The 17,125-nt window shown below is 58.5% G+C and carries 14 protein-coding genes and 1 pseudogene; 13 read left to right on the forward strand and 2 right to left on the reverse strand.

The genetic code is table 11. The features are described from left to right. The first annotated feature begins 10 nt into the window (after positions 1-10). Together H537_RS0134245 and H537_RS47190 are read left to right on the forward strand one after the other, a co-directional pair. Positions 11-700: a hypothetical protein gene (locus H537_RS0134245; protein ID WP_029001485.1), complete on the forward strand. Its 690-nt coding sequence runs from the start codon at positions 11-13 to the stop codon at positions 698-700. Positions 701-754: 54 nt separating this feature from the next. Next, positions 755-1,555, forward strand: coding sequence for an SDR family NAD(P)-dependent oxidoreductase (locus H537_RS47190; protein WP_238446907.1), 801 nt, complete (start codon positions 755-757; stop codon positions 1,553-1,555). Between the two features lie 53 nt (positions 1,556-1,608). On the opposite strand, the gene H537_RS0134255 is transcribed toward H537_RS47190, so the two are convergent. Beyond that, complete coding sequence (locus H537_RS0134255) at positions 1,609-3,117, reverse strand: M81 family metallopeptidase (RefSeq protein WP_029001486.1); 1,509 nt, start codon at positions 3,115-3,117, stop codon at positions 1,609-1,611. A 41-nt stretch (positions 3,118-3,158) separates the two neighbouring features. Continuing rightward, entirely contained in the window at positions 3,159-4,163 is a 1,005-nt protein-coding gene (locus tag H537_RS0134260) for a tripartite tricarboxylate transporter substrate binding protein (RefSeq protein WP_029001487.1), read from the reverse strand. Between H537_RS0134260 and H537_RS47195 the strand changes: the two genes are divergently transcribed. From H537_RS47195 to H537_RS53840, 11 genes and pseudogenes are all read left to right on the forward strand, one after another. Continuing rightward, complete coding sequence (locus tag H537_RS47195; RefSeq protein ID WP_238446908.1) at positions 4,162-4,767, forward strand: LysR family transcriptional regulator; 606 nt, start codon at positions 4,162-4,164, stop codon at positions 4,765-4,767. The two genes, H537_RS0134260 and H537_RS47195, sit on opposite strands and share 2 nt — an antisense overlap. An 88-nt stretch (positions 4,768-4,855) precedes the next feature. After that, the gene (locus H537_RS51785) at positions 4,856-6,217 is read left to right on the forward strand and encodes a tyrosine-type recombinase/integrase (protein WP_169517146.1); all 1,362 of its coding nucleotides are present in this window, start codon (positions 4,856-4,858) and stop codon (positions 6,215-6,217) included. 2 nt (positions 6,218-6,219) lie between these two features. Continuing rightward, complete coding sequence (locus tag H537_RS53810) at positions 6,220-8,208, forward strand: hypothetical protein (protein WP_156902124.1); 1,989 nt, start codon at positions 6,220-6,222, stop codon at positions 8,206-8,208. Further along, complete coding sequence (locus H537_RS53815) at positions 8,201-10,372, forward strand: site-specific integrase (RefSeq protein ID WP_156902125.1); 2,172 nt, start codon at positions 8,201-8,203, stop codon at positions 10,370-10,372. Before H537_RS53810 ends, H537_RS53815 begins: the two co-directional genes overlap by 8 nt. After that, positions 10,369-10,881, forward strand: coding sequence for a hypothetical protein (locus H537_RS53820; RefSeq protein ID WP_156902126.1), 513 nt, complete (start codon positions 10,369-10,371; stop codon positions 10,879-10,881). Before H537_RS53815 ends, H537_RS53820 begins: the two co-directional genes overlap by 4 nt. Before the next feature lie 2 nt (positions 10,882-10,883). Continuing rightward, on the forward strand, positions 10,884-11,402 hold the full coding sequence (locus tag H537_RS53825) for a hypothetical protein (protein WP_156902127.1): 519 nt from the start codon (positions 10,884-10,886) through the stop codon (positions 11,400-11,402). After that, positions 11,399-13,702: an AAA family ATPase gene (locus tag H537_RS47205; RefSeq protein WP_051244191.1), complete on the forward strand. Its 2,304-nt coding sequence runs from the start codon at positions 11,399-11,401 to the stop codon at positions 13,700-13,702. Before H537_RS53825 ends, H537_RS47205 begins: the two co-directional genes overlap by 4 nt. Before the next feature lie 454 nt (positions 13,703-14,156). Beyond that, complete coding sequence (locus tag H537_RS51790) at positions 14,157-14,810, forward strand: dsDNA nuclease domain-containing protein (RefSeq protein WP_169517147.1); 654 nt, start codon at positions 14,157-14,159, stop codon at positions 14,808-14,810. Next, positions 14,810-15,268, forward strand: a complete 459-nt coding sequence (locus tag H537_RS53830; RefSeq protein WP_156902128.1) for a hypothetical protein — start codon at positions 14,810-14,812, stop codon at positions 15,266-15,268. Before H537_RS51790 ends, H537_RS53830 begins: the two co-directional genes overlap by 1 nt. Before the next feature lie 59 nt (positions 15,269-15,327). After that, complete coding sequence (locus H537_RS53835; protein WP_156902129.1) at positions 15,328-16,815, forward strand: hypothetical protein; 1,488 nt, start codon at positions 15,328-15,330, stop codon at positions 16,813-16,815. A gap of 88 nt (positions 16,816-16,903) precedes the next feature. Beyond that, positions 16,904-17,125, forward strand: a pseudogene (locus H537_RS53840) (IS701 family transposase); the annotation flags it as partial.

A 17,125-nucleotide genomic window follows, 5' to 3' on the forward strand; every position in this document is an offset into this window, starting at 1 on the left:
GAGAACGAGCATGGCCCTGGCCGGCAACGCCCTGGTGGCGATCTGGAACGACATCGCCCCCGAGATGCGCGAAGACTTCTTCGAGTGGCATCCGCGCGAGCACATGGTGGAGCGCCTGGGCATACCGGGCTTCCTGCGTGGGCGCCGCTATGCGGCGGTGCAGGCCGACGTGGAGTTCCTCACCCTCTACGAGGTGGCGGGCCCGCAAGTGCTGGTCAGCGACCTCTACCGCCAGCGGCTGAACAACCCCACGCCCTGGTCCAGCAGGACGCTGCCGGGGTTTCGCAACAACGTGCGGGGCGCCTGCCGCATCCACTTCACCGCTGGCGCAGCCATGGGCGGCTTCGTGTACACGTTGCGCCTGGAGGCCGAGGAGGGCCGGGAGGAGGCACTGGTTGACGCCCTTCAGCGCCAGGTGATGCCGCGCCTGTGCGACCAGCCGCGCATCACCGCCGCGCACTTCGTCGAGAACGACGTGTCGTTGACCGGGGGAAATGCCGGCAACCAGCGCGGCCGGATGATCGAGCTGCCGCACCTGGTGGTGCTGATTGAAGGCTCGACGGCCGATGGCGTGCGCACGGCGGCGGCCCGGTTCCTGGCGCCCGAGGCCCTGCGGCCCCTGGGAGCTCGGCCAGGGATGAGCGGTGGCCTGTACCAGCTGGAGTACAGCATCCAGAACCTTGCCAGCGGGCCGCGCTGAGCCATGGGATCGCCACAACACACGCCCTGTGACGAGGGCCGTGACCGGCTGGCCGTGGTGCTGGGCGGTGCCAACGGCATCGGGGCCGCCACCTGCACCCTGCTGCGCGAGCGCGGTTGGCGTGTCGTGGTCGCAGACATCGATGTCTCGGCGGCCCAGGCGCTGGCCCGGGACATCGGTGCAGCCGCGCTGCAGCTTGACCTGTGCGATGCTGCGGCCGTCGGCCAGGCCGCTACCGCGATCGAGGAGCGCCACGGCGCTCTTTACGCGATGGTGAACTCCGCTGCGGTCTTCCAGCCGCAGCAGCCGCCGGAAACCCTGCCGCTGCAAACCTGGGACCGCATCGTCGACCTGGCCTACCGCGGCACCTATGTCGGCAATGTGGAGTTTGCGCGTCGCATGGCGGCGCATGGCGAAGGTTCCATCGTCAACGTCTCGTCGATGGTCGGGCAGCGGCCCAACCACGGCCACGCCTACTACTCGGCCAAGGCGGCCGTGAACATGCTCACCGAAGGCATGGCGGGCGAGTGGGGGCGCAGCGGGGTCCGTGTCAACGCGGTGAGCCCCGGTTTCGTCGCCGTGCCGCGCATGGTGGCCAACATCCGGGAAGGCCGGCGCTATGCCGTATCGCCTGCCGAAGTCAGTGCCCTTGGGCGTCTCGTGGAGCCGCTGGAGGTCGCGCAGGCCATCGCTTTCCTGCTGTCCGACCAGGCGTCAGCCATTACGGGAGCGAACCTGAGGGTTGACGCTGGCGTGTTGGCGGCCAACGGATGGGCCGTACATGGCGGTGTTCCCCAAGCCAGGCCGCGTACAGGCGGTCATGGCTTGCCTGAGGCGGGCCGCCCGACGGACTGACGCAGCACGCAGACGGGGCAGCCCGAACCGGAACATCCTTTCGGTGTGGGATGTCAGCCCGCCTCGGCCACGCGCTCGCGGGCAAAGGCAGGCCCACCGGGCCGCGTGCGCAGGCCGTCGCGAAGATGTCGCCAGGGCAGCTGCGACGGATCGGCGATGAAGGGGCCCGGCGCCCGCACCACCAGGATCTCCTCGGCGATGGCGGCGAAGTCGGCGCGGAAGTGCACCGAGCTCTTGTTCACCAGGATCTTCATCGCCTCGGGCTCGATACCCACCGCGCGGTACATGTTGCGGTCCAGCAGCTGCGCCTTGGCCGAGCTCACCACGATGCGCACCCCTTGCACGCGCAGGCACGACATCGGGCCGAGGTCGGCCTGCTTGCCGTGCATCATCGGCCCGCCGAAGACGAACCGGCCGTTCGACAGCGCCTCCACGCGGAAGCGCGCCCGCAGCGGCACGTCGCCGGGCACCTGCGGGCAGCCTCCGAGCGCCAGGTCGACGAGGGCGCCCACGCCGGCGCGGTGCGCCGCCGCAGCGGCCGCGGGGTCGCAGATGAGGCCGAGGGCCGCCTCCTGCGCGTCGGCCTGCAGCAGCGCGCGCAGCAGGCCCGTGGTGTTGGCATCGCCACCGACGCCCGGGTTGTCCTGCGTGTCGGCCAGGATCACCGGGCGCCGTGCCGCAGCGGCAATGTGCAGTGCACGCTGCACCGCGGCCTCCGGTTCCTCGAAGTGCACGGCCCATTGCGCCTCAGGCCGGCAGATGCGCTCGAACAGGGCATCCACCGCCTGCTCGATACGTCGCTTGTCCTCTCCGTACCCCCACACCACCGGCCCGCAGCCGTCGAAGTCCGAGGCAGGAAATCCCGGCGCGAATGACAAGGACAGCGGCCCTTGCGACTCCAGCCCTTCGAGCAGCTCGTACACCGCCTGCGCCGGCTGCATCATCGTCGACATGCTGTTGACCGGGATCAGGAACGGCACGCGCCGGGCCACGCGGTGTGCCTGCCGGCCGTCAAGCAGCTGCAGCAGCAGCTCTGCCGCGCGGCGTCCGGTGTCGGCCATGTCCACATGCGGGTAGGTGCGGTAGGCCACCAGGCCATCAGCCAGCGACAGCATCCGCTCGGTGACGTTGGCGTGCAGGTCCAGCGAGGCGACGATCTTCATGCCGGGCGCTGCGGCCGCACGGATGCGCGCCAGCAGCTCGCCCTCGCCGTCGTCCACGTGCTGCGCCACCATGGCGCCGTGCAGGTCGAGGTAGATGGCTTCGAAGCCGCCGCGGCCGACAGCGTCGAGGATCTCGCCGGCGATGCGCTCGTAGGCGTCACGCGTCACGTGCGCCGAGGCGCCGGCCCCGGCCCAGATCACGGGCGTCACCGTGTGGCCGTGCGCCTGCACGGCGCGCACGAAGCCGGCCACGGGGATGTTGACCTCCAGCAGGTCCAGCACCTGCGCACCGCGCGCCAGGCCGGGAAAGTCCTCCCCGCGCACGAAGTTCTCGTAGGCGGCAACGGTGGGGGCGAAGGTGTTGGTTTCGTGCTGGAAACCGGCGACGAGGATGTTCATGGGCTGGCCTCTCGGGAAGATGGGCAGGCAGAGCGGGCGCGTCACTGCGGCGACAGCTTGACGGAGCGCGCCATCGCGTTGAGCTTGGCGATCTCGTCGGCATAGAACCTGGTGGAGACGGCCAGCGGCTGCGGCTTCATGGGCTGCGCGCCCGACAGCGCCAGCGCCCGGGCCACCTCCGGGGATTGCAGGGCGCGGTGCGATGCTTCCAGCAGCACGCCGGCGCGCTCGGCGGGCAGGCCGGCCTTGGTCATCACGCCCACCCAGACGGAGTGCACCAGCTCCAGCTTGTGTGGCAGGTCCGATTCCGAGATGGCCGCCACCTCCGGCAGCGTCGACATGCGGCTGTCGGAGAGCACGTTGAGCGCCTTGATGCGGCCGGTGGCCAGCAGGCCGATGGACCCGCCGAGGTTGGGCAGGATGGTGATGTCGATCTGCTGCCCGGCCAGGTCCTGAAGCATCGGCGTCGCCCCTTTGTAAGGCACGTGCATCAGGCGCGCACCGGTCGCCTGCGCCATGTACTCGGAGACGACGTGGTACATGGAGCCGTGGCCCGGGCTGCCGAAGGTCAGCGGCCGGCTGCCGGGCTGCTTGCTCGCGGCCACCAGCTGCGCCAGCGACGTGGCCGGCAAGCCTGGACGCGCCATGACTACGAGCGGGTGCGACGAGACTGGCGCGATGAGCGCCAAGTCCTCCGCCTTGTAGCGGGCCGTAGGGTTGGCCAGGGGCGCAAAGATCGCTTCGTTGGGCGAGCCCATGATCAGCGTGTAGCCGTCCGCCGGGCGGCTCATCAGGCGCTGCATGGCCAGCACGCCGAGCGCGCCCGGCACGTTCTCGATGATGACGGGCTGGCCCAGCGCCTTGGTCATGGCCGGCTCCATGGCCCGCGCCACCGCATCTGCCGGACCACCGGGCGGGAACGCCACCAGCAGGGTTACCGGCTTGCTCGGGAAGACTTCGGCGGCCGGGGCCGGCGCGGCGGCGGCGACCATCGTGGAAGCGGCCAGGAGAAGGCCCGTCGCGCGCTGGCTCAGGAAGTGGTTCATGCTCGTCTCCGATGCGGGGTGGGGTTCGAGACGATTCTTCGACCGGTCCTGTGTTCGAGCAACAGCAGTTTTTTCACCACTCCGTTGCCGTTTGGGCAACAGCCACGTAGGCTGCCCCACCATGCCTGACATCAACCACAAGCGCCTGCGCTATTTCCGGGAGGTGCTGGAGCACCGCTCGATCCGCGGCGCAGCCGATGCGCTCAACACCGCGCCGTCGGTGATCACGCGTCAAATTGCGCTGCTTGAGGAGGAACTCGGGCTGGTGCTGTTCGAGCGGCAGGCGCGCGGCGTGGCGCCGACCGAAGCGGCGTCGCACCTCATCGACTACTGGCGCGGCTGCCAAGCCCATGAGCAGCAGTTGCTGGAGCGGCTGCGCGCCATAGGAACCATGGACGCCGGCAGCGTGCGCATCGTGGCGAGCGAAGGGTTCATCGACGGGCTGCTGCAGCAGGTGGTCGCGCCTTTCTGCGCGGAGCATCCGAAGCTGACGGTCGCTCTCGACGCGCTGCCGGTGAACGACGTCATCGAGGCCCTGGCCGAAGACGCCGCCCATATCGCGGTCGCCTACCACCCGCATAGGTCGGCCCCTCACTTGCGGTGAACGACTGAAGTCGGAAATGGGCCGGAACGGCCCTTTTTGTTGTACTGTTCGTGCTAGTGTAACTTGACACCTTTGTGGAATGACTTTGGTGACGGAACCGCACTACTACCTGCATTGGCCGTCTTCCGAGACGATGAAGCAGGCCGGCTACGGAACGGTGGCCCACGTCCCTTGCGTCTTTGACAAGAACTGGGCTTACGTCGATGAGGCGTCGCGCTACCTGCGAGAGCGCGCACTTCTTGAGTGGACCCCGGCAGGTCAGGTGGACGACAACATCGAAGACGCCGGCACCTCTCGGTATCCCACGAGGAAATCGCTGCAGAACTACGGCGAGCGTTTGACAAACTTTTTGGAATGGTGCGAATTCCGAAACCTTGCTTGGAGGGAGGTCCATTACACCGACCATCTGATTGATCGCTACCAAGCCGAAATGAGAAATGGAGCTTGGTCCGAGCGACACAGACCTCTCGCACCCCGCACGATCAATGCGCGCGTCGATGAAGCCTGCTATTTCTTGCGGTGGGCGGCAAGCCACGGATATCGAGGCCCATTCAAAGTCGTCTCCACCTTGAAGAGAAAGAAAGCGGGTTCGGCAACCCACTCTACGCAACGCACCGTTACCGTCAAGGTCCGTGCAGGCAAGGTAAGACCCAATCCTGCCGAACTGCGCATCCCAACGCCAGAAGAGATGAAGCGCTGGCACAGGGCCGTGCTTGTTAGAAAGGGCTATACCAAGGCTTTGATGTGCCGCCTGACCTGCGAAACCGCTCTGCGCATTAGCGAGGTTGTCAACTGGGAATACGAAACTCTCCCTCTAAATCCAGATGAATGGAAAGTGGTTGGTGACATTGTCGAGGTGACGATCTCGAAAGGCGTCAAGGGCACCAAGAGCGACGGCCCGGGCGGCAACGAAGGCCGCCCCCGCGTAATCGAAATGCCGCTGAAGTTGGCCCAAGAACTCCATCGCTATCGAATGGAATTCAGGCCAAGCATCCGAAGGAAATGGATCAACGCGGCGGCGACGCCCGCTGAAAAGATGGCACGGGCGAGCAAAGCCCATGGACGGTTGTTCCTCTCGGAATTCAACGGGGAACCGGTGACGCAGGACCGTTTCTGGGAGGCGTGGAAAAAGAGCGGCTATCTCCCCTACCCGGAATGGCACCCCCACCTGGGACGGCACTACTGGGCATGCAGCACGCTTCTGAAAGAGGCCGAGGCGCAGCGCGAATTCGTCATGAAGCACGGCAAGCACCTGCCGATGGACTGGATCACCGGCATCACGGCTTCGACACTCTTGATGAAAGTGCAGCCTCAACTGGGACACCTCGATCCAGAAACCACCCAAACGTATCTGAAGTGGACGCATCAGCTGTTGAAGTTGCAGATTGACCAGGACTACGCGGATTACCTGGACGCTGCATGGGACGTTGAAGATTGCAGGGAGGCTTGACCATGGCAGATCCAAGAAGGAAAAAGGCGAAAGGCGGGAAAGGACCCGGTCTCGCCCTAGTTGATGCCCTTCCATCGCCGTCAGCTGAGCATGGTGGCTTGGTGTTTTGGACGCAGCACGAGAAACGAGTGCCGGTCGATCTACGAGAGTTTGTTCATGGCCGATATGACGCCGCGGAAGGGAAAGTCGGGGAAAGACTGTGGGGTGGTGACTTCGATGGAATCCCCGAACTTACGTATCAACTTGCTCCGTACATCCATGCTGCTTGGGTGAGCCTAGCTCCCGGCACCGTTGACCAAAAAAAGAAACATTTGTACGCGTGGTGGCGCCTATTCAAGAAGCACAGGGCGATTGCACCGATCAATACTGTCGAGGACTTAGATGGCGACACCTACCAGGGATTTGCACGCTTGGCCCAAATCTCTGGGGAGCCGGTGTCCACATTTCTCACCGTCGTGAACGCCTATCGAGAGGCACACGACATGCCGGAATTGGCATGGGTCGGTCTTGAAAATTCAGACACTCCTTCTCCAGCAAAGGAGCAGCCGAGCGAAAAGGAGGTGAAGCCCCTATATCACGAGTTGGTGCACAGGTACTACGCCATCCTGAAGAGATGGGAGGACGCTGACGCCGAGGCCAGAGCCGGCACAGATTATTCAGCGGATCTTCTCAAAGATGATCTTTGGACTGGCTGTCTGCCGACGACAGCAGATTTGCATGCCACCTATCGAGGATTGGCGGAGCGCATGAAATACCCCTGCCCAGGTCGGAGATCAGTTTGCGAGTTCCTTAAAGTACCTGAAAGGAAATTGAATGCCTTGAGCCCATTTGCGATTCCCGCTGCAGGCCTTTACCCCACAAAAGACGATATACAAGTCTTCTTCAATCTTTTCTTGCTGAAGACCGGGTGGAACGCGGCCACGGCGCGTGAAGTCGATGCTGCTACTGGTATCGAAAAGCACCCAACGGCGCCGATGTATCACGTCGTGCGAGGGAGAAAAGAACGGGCAGGTGGAACGTATCAGGTTGCAGTGGGGTCGGAAAAATCGCAAATCGCCCCGGGGAACATTCTGCGTGCGCTTATCAAACGTACTGCACCATTAAGAAAGCAGGTAGAGATTGAATTGGGGAGCGTCCGCAAGAAACTTGAGGACGTGCCGCAGGATCACCGGCTTCTTGAGGAAGAGACGCGTCTGCAAGAAATGACAACCAACCCTTGGTTGTATTGGTGGCCAACGCGTGGCATTCATGTCTTGGACGAGCGGAGTTCCACATTCATGCAGGATCTCGTGCGGGAAGTGAATGAGCGCCTTCCGGAGGAACGCAAGATTAAGATCAACGTCACGTCAAGCGACTTCCGCGACGCGTACATTTCGTTTGCGTACCGGAGATCCGGGTACAACTGGCTGATGGCCAAGCTTGCGGCTGGCCATGAGAGCATCACTGCGCTGCAGCATTACCTCAAGTCACGCCAGTGGAAAGAGCACAGTATCCGCAAGGTTGCCATTTTCTCAAAAGCCATGTGGGACGAAATCCGGAATCGAAGGGTTGTCGATGCATCTATTCTGCGGGCGATGGTTGAACGCGGCGATATTACGGAAGAGCAACGGCTGCGACTGGAGAAGCATAGAACCATAGCCGGCATGGGCTGCAAAAGTTTTACCAAGCCTCCTGTCCAGATTGCACCGGAACATAAGGAGGGCAGCGGTTGCAGAGTGCAGCGTTGCATCCTTTGCCCGCATGGTGTGATATTCCAAGATAGCCTTGACCATATTGCACGGCGCGTTGCCGAGTTGCACGACATCAAGACGAATCACACCTCCTTGGTGGCATGGCACGATTCCCTGTTCAAGCTGGAACTGGCGAACGGCGAGGAAACGCTGCAGGTTAATTTCGATGCAGCACTGGTCAAGGAACGCGTCGATTACTGGACCAACCAGATAGCAAGCGGTGCGCATAAATCCATCATTATGGAGGGTGCGTATGCTTAAAGCCATTGCCGCAGAAACGCTTGACCAGATCGAGACGGGCGATTTGAGCGCCGCGCTGCTAGAGCTTGAGCGCAAAAGGAGCGAAGCCGCACTGTTGTTCCGTCCGGCTCAAATTCACCTCTACGGCCCCGACCAGCTCCTGGAAGTTCAGCGTCACTTCGGACTTGGCGACGAGTGGGGCGTGATTGACGTACCGGCCGAGTTGCTTGCTCCCAACCAGCGGTCTGAGACCAACCGCATCAGAAACTATAAGAAAATCTGCGCGAAGGAGAACGTCGCTCCTGAACGGCAGCACGCTGGTGTCCTGGCACTGGTGAGATACCAACTCCTGCTCTTTGCTGCACCGTGCAGTCCGGGCGGCGTCACACGCTATTTCCTGAAGCCATCATCCATCCTTGCCGAAATGAACCGCATGCAGCCGCTTGTCAGGGCGTGCATCAGGAATCCAGCCGCAAAGGAGCATAGCCTTTTGACTTTGCTGACGGAGCAGGAATACAAGGCATGTGCGCACACCCCTGCTCTATGGAAAACCTTCAGAGCAACAATGAGCAAGCTGCGGGACTACGGCGCCCGGGGCTACTGGCTGGACATTCCTCCCAAAATTGGCACCGAATCAAACCCACCGAAAGACGCAGCAGGCGTTGCAATTGAAAATCCTCGCCGCGGATCGTCCGAAGAACTTGTTCAGCCGATCCCCGAAAAAGGTCAAGGGCATACGCCTTTACCAGACCTCTTCGTGACCGAGGCTGGGTATCGCTCATATTGGATGATGCGAGAGATGGGCCCTTCTCTTCTAAAGGTGGCCAACGGGTTCATTGATATTGCGAAACGGTTCCCTGCTCATACCTCTCACGCCAAGAGCAAGCGTGCCGCTGCGCAGAAGGAGTTCTTGAAGAATTTTGTCTGGAAAGACGCCAGCGGAAGCGTCATCACCAAGCTGCCATTCAAGATTCGTGCAGTGGCTCGCCCGTCTCGCCCAGATTTAGACCGGGAGATTGATTGGCCTCCAAAGAACGCAGATCAAATGCAAGTCCTCTGGACATTGCTCCAAACATCCCATTTGTTCATCGTCCTATTGAGCATCGGTGGGCGAATCAGTGAGAGCCTGTCACTTGCTCCTGGGTGTCTCTCAGAAACGCGCGACGGCATCCCGCTTGCAAACGGACGCACCTATAAGCTCTACCACAAATTCGACGGGCAAAAGCGCGACTGGCCGCTGCCGCCAGAAGCGCTTGAAGCCATTCGTCAGCAAGAGGAATTGACCCATGTGTGCGCCGAAATGGGCGGACCAAACGACATCCCCACGCCGCCAGACAGGAGCAAGGCGGGCATGTTGTGGAACACTATCGGGAAACTTGGCTATACACCACTTACTGCTCCAAATCGCTATCTTCAATTCCAGGCGGACTACTTTGGCTTGTCGGATCTACTGGAAGGCGACACCATCACACCCCACCGATTCCGTAAAACGATCGCACGCCTGATCGCTCTCGCTGTTGTAGGGGCTCCAAAAATCCTGATGGATCTCTTCGATCACAAGACGATCGAAATGACTCTGCACTACATCCTGACCGACCCGGAGGTGCGCGCTGAATTGACCAAGGTGGCCAAGGAACAGACGATCATGTTCAATGAGGTGGTCGAAATCGCGAAAGAGGAAACTCGGAAGATTGCGGAGAATGCGATTCGCGACGCACAGAACTACGGCGGCCCGGCAGTGACCCCATTGAAAGCAGCGGTGAAAGCGGAAAGAGCCCGATTGGGTCGCCAATTGGGTGCAGCTGATATTCGTGATTTGGCCGATCTGCTGACCCTGGACCGTCAGCACTGGATGTATGTGCGGCCCGGCGTTATCTGCACAAAGTTGCCCGGTCAGGCTGGACCGTGCAATCTGAATCTTGGTGAGCCAGAACCCTCGCGCTGCAGGTCTCATTGTGAAATGCGCTTGGAGGAAGCGTGGTTGATGCAGGACGTTGATGGAAGCGTCGAAGACAGTGTTCGCTATTACGAAATAGAGCGCGCTGCTGGCAACGAATATGTTGCAGAAATGTGGGCAGGCCAAATCCTCACCCATGTTCGCAGGTTCGATGCCGTATTCGAGAAGTGGAAGAATCATCCTGTTGTCGCCCAACTACTCGAAGGTTCGACGGAGAAAGTTGCATGAGCACCACGGAAATGAAACAAGTTCCGCCGGACGGTCTTATAGCCTCAGCGAAAGGTCGGACAAATGATTTTGTGGCGCGCTTGGAAGAGGCAATGCGCAGGATTGAGATGGAGATCGAACAGAACGATGGCGTGTACCCGCTAAACAAGGGGAGAGTTAATCAGGCAGAGGTATGTCGGCGAGCAGGGAAGAACAAGCGAACCCTTCAGACTTCGATCCATAAAGATACGACGAAAAAGAGAGTCGATGAATTCGTTGGACGCGTATCCGCAGGACTCGTCTCAGGGAGAAAATCAGTACGGAAAGCAGTAACTGAACGCGCCGACTACTGGAAGGCGGAACATAATAAGATTGCCGACAACTATCACCTCATGAAGTTGGAGCAGATTGAGGATCGGCGCCGCATTGCGGAGCTTGAAAAGGAAGTCAGGAAACTCGTAGTTCAAATCGAGGTGATGAATAATGCTTCCTCGGTAAGAGTTAGATCTCTCCCCAAAAGGAAAGAGTAATCATGCCAAGAGAAAGTGTCATTCCTGCCATCAAGGCAAAGCTTGAGGAATACCTTCAGGGCCTTCAAGCCGCTTGGGTGGCCCAAGGCGGAGCGGTCAAGGACCGAACTCCGACGCTTCCAGCCACTTCCGACGAAAAGGCGAATGTCTCAGCTATCGCGCGAGACATTGGCCTGAACGAGAACCAGAAAAAGTATCTTCACGAACGTCAGGAACTCTGCGTCCTTGTCAATGCCGTCGCGTTGGAGCAAGGCCTTCTCCCCATTGGCGCACGCAAAGAAAAGGCACTGAAGGAGGCAGAGAAGAAGGTTGACGAGGATTTGAAGGGCAGGCTTAATAGACAGGCGAAGAGGTCGAGAGCAGCTGAGTCCGCTGCGATTGAATCCAGCGCGGCAGAACAACGTTTATTGGAACGTGTTGCCGAATTGGAGGAGCGGCTCGCCAAGAGGGAGGCCCACATCGTTCGTCTTGAAGCCCGATTGCAAATGATGGAGAACGGCATCTATGTGGAGGCGACATGAGCCATATTGCCGGCGACTTCATCGTTAACAAGGTGGTAAGCCTGTTGCCGGGTGGATGTCTACTCAAAGTGCAGGACTATCTCGGCAACAAATTCAACATCAAGTACAACTGGCCGAAGGATCAAGCGCTCGCGCCTGTGGAGGGGGAGACCTATTACGCCGAGGGAAACGTTGGGCCCTACCGCGACAACCACGGTAATATCCACCAGCAGATTGCAGCGCTGATTCTCAAGCGAATAGTCACGTCAGGCAGCCTGATCATTCCTTGGCTCAAAAGGCTCCCCGGCATCGGTGACGCAATGGCCAGTCGCTTGCTCGCAGTGTTTGGCGTAAGCCTGCCAGAAGTGTTGGCCGACGCCTCTCGCATGGAAGAAGTCGCGAAGGTTCTTGATCCGCTGAAACCGAACTTGGCCCTGTCAATTGCGGCCCAGGTTTATGCAGCGGCGGCCAAGCTGCACGTCGAACAAGACCTGCTGAAGGCTGAGCTGGAATTCCTGCATTACCTTGAGGAACTCGGCGTCACCGATCCTCGCGTGGCGCGGCGCATGTGGAGGCTCCTGTACGGCACGGACGCTAAAGAGCGCTTGACCGGTCACCCCTACTTGGCGGCGAGCTTGGTTGGCTGGAACACTGCCGACCACATTGGTCGCAAGTTGCTGCGCGCTCAAGGGGCGGTGCATGGGCAGCTCGGCAACCATCCGGCGCGGCAACTCGGAGCCCTCGCAAGCTGCTGGCGGGAGCTATGGGCTGATGGCAGCACTGCTGCCACGCCTGAGCAGCTAGAACCGCTTTTGGAGCGCCGCGGCGTCGATCCGAGGGCCACGATAACCCTCGCTCTTCAAAGGCGCGCTGTGGGCCGATCTGGGGGCCTTCTGAGGGCTCCCGGCGCTTCATGGATCGAGGATGACCTGACACAGCGCATCGAGGAGATGGAGCGTTCTCCAATCTTCGTCCAAGCCGTCCATGTCCCGGTAGATGAGGCGCTTCACCGCGGGGTCTACGACGCCGAAACCTCAACGGGCTTGCCTCTGCACTCGGAACAGCATGACGCGGTGGTCCAGATCTTGACCAGGCCCTTTGCTGCCTTGCAAGGCCCGGGCGGCGCCGGCAAGACAACGACGATCAAGGTGCTCGCCCGATGCTGGGAGCATCTGGGCGGTCACGTCGTCCTTGCCGCACCCACGGGTAAGGCAGCCTTACTTCTGCAGGAGGGAGCGTCCGCCCCGAATGTACGGAGGGAAGCCTATACCGTCGCATTCCTGATCACAGGGCTCAACAGGCTCAAGGCTGCCCTTGAGGGGAAAGAGACAAGGAGGATTCCTAAACCACGCCCCTGGCACATGAGGGCAAATACCCTGCTGGTCATTGACGAGGCGAGCATGCTCGACACGCCAACGCTGCGCGAGTTGCTGTCGCTGATGCCCTACGGCGCTCGCCTGCTTCTGGTCGGCGATCATGGGCAACTGCCAAGCGTTGGCCCGGGCAAGGTCTTCCACGATGTGGTTGCTGACGAAACCCGTGTATCGGCGCTGAAGATCCCGCGCCGCGCCGTCACGGGCAGCCCGATTCCGGCTGCAGCCGATGCGGTGCGGGAAGGACGTGTCCCAGAGCTTCCCGTATGGAGCGGGCAGGACGAAGGCATCTTCCTGGCCGAGCCTCAAATGACGCTGGAGTCGGTCTACGAGACCGTCCGGCGTTGGTCCAAGGATGTCTTGGTTGCGGCCGCGAGGAAGCAGGCCGTGGACCACTTCAACCAGCTCGCCGCCAACGCTTGCCGACCTGTCGGTGCTCGCATCGTGCGTCTCAGCGCACGCGCTTACCTGGCTGTAGGCGACCCGGTGGTGTGCACGCAGAACTGGTACAAGCATGGGCTGCGCAACGGTACCTTCGGACGTGTCATCGACATCGACGAGAAGGACCGCGTGAAGATCCTGTGGGACGGCTTCCGCGAGCCACTTCAGCTTCCCGACGAGGTACGCATCGATGTGGAACTAGCGTACTGCGTGACCTGCCACAAGGCTCAGGGTGCCGGGGCGAGGCACGTCATCGTCCTGATGGAAAAGACGCTGCTTGTGACGCGCGAATGGCTCTATACCGCCATCACGCGTGCCCGCCAGCATGTCGTGATGGTCGGCCCGATCGAGCACTTGGTAGACGGTGTTGCACGCCGCGAATCGCGTGTCACAGGCTTCCGACTGCCCCTCGCCCCCGACTACAGCAATGGCTTCCCGACGCCCATCTACGGCAGCATCTACGATCTTGAGCGTGAGAAGGAATACGAAGGTTTGAGGCTGTTCTGACCATGGCTCACCCTAGAAGCCGCTCATAGATAACGCGGACAGCGCCATATTCCTCCGGTATTCTTGGAGGGTGCCGCATGCTGTTCGATGACGATGACCCGGATGGAGTGGGCGACTAGCTGTTCCTCTTATCGTCGTCAAAACATGGTGTCAACAGCCGGCGTATAAATTTTTCCTTCTAACAAGGGACGTTCTCCACCATCAGACGTCGGATGCGTCAGCTAAAGTGTCAACAAATCCGGCTATCGAGCCCGAAGCATCCCGACTTGTTTACACACCGCGACTTTCGGCCGCCGCACTAGATGCTTTGTCAACCGTCAAACGAACACGCTAACAGTCCGTCCGCAATCAGCGCCTGCACCGCCTATGAAGCCTGTTCAAAGAATAATAAACACAAACGGAAGCACATCGGGCGCACATCAACATTTTATTTACGTCAACCAGCGAAAAACTTGTGAGCGGCACATCAAACACCAGCAACCCGCTTGCCTCGCCACAACGCGAACATTCGGGCGCGACAACCTATGGCAAGTTTGAGTATCAATACCACTGGGCACTATGCAAGGCACTCAACCTTCATAACGAAGGCAAAGAATATGTTGTGTTTGTCGAGTATCACGAAGACGTAATCGTCGGGGATAGTCTTGACGCAGACCAAGTGCAATTTCATTTTCATCAAGTAAAAAACTATGCCGGCGGACCGTGGAAAATAAAAAAAATCATTACCAGACAAAAAGCAGACGGATCGAAAGAAAAGTCGTCAATTCTGGCGAAGATGATTTCCGGTGTAAAAGGCAAGCCCTTTTATGGCCGCTTGCTGTCTCTCGGTCTCGTAAACGCAACCGGCTTTGAGCTGGAGCTAGCCACGGCAGGCTTGAGTCTTTCCACCATCTTTGTTGACGATCTCTCTCCTGCAGCGAAGGCACAGTTAGCGGCGGCACTGAAGGCAGAGATTGGCGACGACGATATACCCGGCATACTTTGTTTTATCGTCTCAGATCTTCCCACGCAACGTTTCCAAGAAACGTCGATAGGTCACATCGCGGGCTGTCTTGAGTCAAAAATCCAAATTGCGGGTATCGTGCAAAAAGCATATATCTGGCTTTAATGGACGATCTTCGTCGCAAAGGGGCACTACCTTTAGATTTTACAAAATGGGACCACTGCGTAAGAGAGAAAGGGATTACATCAAAAAACGTCCAAGATGTCATCAAACTCTACTCGCATGAGCCAACTATCGACAAGGCACTAGAGACGTTTCACAAGGGGCTGACTATCCTAAATGCAGACAGCGGCTCTGTCGTAACCCTTGCTAGAAGTTTCAAGCGCCACTACCAACAAGTTAGCTTTGAGCGATCGCTGCGTCAAATAAGCACAAATAAGACGGTCAGCGAGGCTGTGAACACAATTCTCGACCAGCCTGATAGCGAAGCCATTATCAATGCAGGGCTGAACACTTTTTTAAACGCTGTCTTGCGCATAATTCCGGAGGAGAAAAAGAATGACTTTCCGGATCCTCAAATTTTGAAAACCGCCATCATTTATGAATTCTCAAAACAGTTCTAAGCCAAAAAGCAATGCCGCAAACTACAAACTGCTCGTCCGAAACCTAAGAAACAAGTGCCATGAAAAAATTGATATTCAACCGCTTGACGGCGATCTCCGATTCCATCGGGTGTGGCGGGCAATTCGAATTAGGTCCAAAGCTGAATCTAATAACGGGTAATGACAATAGCGTTGGCAAATCAACGCTCGCGAAGCTGTTCTTATGGGGCTTGGGCTGTGATGCACAATTCGACACTACCTGGAGCGCATTCGATGTGCGCGTCCTCGTAGAGTTTCGAATCGAAGACGAAGCCCTTAAGATTGCCCGACAAGGTAACCAAGTATGGTTAGGCAAAAGTGATGGCTCGTGGCAACGGTACTCAAAAATAACCGGAGATTATGCGGCAACTTTTGCCGAACTAGTTGGCTTCAAGGCATTGCTGCCAAATCGGGCAGATGCGTCCAAACTTGAAGTGCCGCCACCAGCGTTCTACTTTTTGCCGTTTTATATTGATCAGCGAAAAAGCTGGGATCAAGCTTGGGCGGGATTTGACGGCCTCCATCAATACGCAAAGTGGCAAAAAACCATTATTGAGTACCACACAGGGTACCTTGGGACTCGACACTTTGAAATTGAGAGAGCGCTGACGATCACAATGCCTAAGAAACGTGAGGCGCAGGAGGTTGTCAAAAAGATAGAGGCCGCGATATCGGTCGTAAACGAATACGCTCCACCTTCGGACCGTATAATTGCGATATCAAGCGACGAAGTGGACTCGCTCGTGGCTGATATTGCAGAGTCGCTGTCGCATCTCCAAAAGCACCAAGAAGAGCTGCTGGACAAGATATCCAAGCTTCAAATCGAGAAAGAAGTGGCCGAAAGTCAGCTTAAAATTGCAACTGCCGCCGCTAAAGAACTAGGAGAAGATTATACTTTTTCCGTTGAAAATATTGAGAAAGATGTTTTGGTGTGTCCAATATGTGGCACCGAGCACGATAACTCGCTCCTTAGTCGCTCATCCATATTGGCAGACAGAGATAAGGCGCTTGAGGTCGCAGATCGTTTGTCTACTAGCGTCCGAACCTACGAGGTTAAGCTCGCACAATTGAAAGCAGTCTTGTCGAACACCAAGCAAGAAATCGATGCTATAGAAAAGAGATGCGCGACAAAAATCGATCCGGATGGTGATGCCGCTAACCAGAGTGCGTCGGCCTTCATTGAAGGGCTAGCGTCTGCAGCTGTTCAAAAGAAAGTTTTCAGAACCCGTAATGAGAAGCTGGGAGTCATCAAAGAAATAGAGCGCGACAACAGGTTATTGAAGAAACAACAGCGCGGATTAATGCCAAAGGAAACCCGCGAAGACATGAACGACGAGTTTGCAGGCACGCTGCGTCAGTATGCCGCACGACTCAGCACAACAGGTGTCAATTTGGCCCCTGTGCGTGCTCCTACCGACTACAAAAAGCTTTACGGCAGCGGTGGAGCAGCTGAGAGCGTTCGCGGGCTACTTGCTTATTACTTGGCTGTGTTGCGCCGAATCTATGATAGGACTTACGCAAAAGTTTGATAGAAAATCATAGAAATCCCATGAATTAATTTCAACTTGAACTTCTTGAAAGCATAGATCATAGTTTTGTCTTTCACTAGGCGGCGACATGAATCCATCCCGCGTGGACTACTGTCAGTTCCTGTTATCGAGTCAGGTCAACTTCACCTTGACGCACTATGCCGAGCATCATGCCCACTTTAGCCATGACGCCCTCAATCGGTATTTGAACGGCGAGCGCATCACATCACGCATCATTTGGGAAAACATTCGGCCGCACGTGATTCCCAGCGCTCATGGCTATCTGATTTTTGACGATACCGTACTCGAC

The organism is Azohydromonas australica DSM 1124 (assembly GCF_000430725.1).
Classification (GTDB): Bacteria; Pseudomonadota; Gammaproteobacteria; order Burkholderiales; family Burkholderiaceae_C; genus Azohydromonas; species Azohydromonas australica.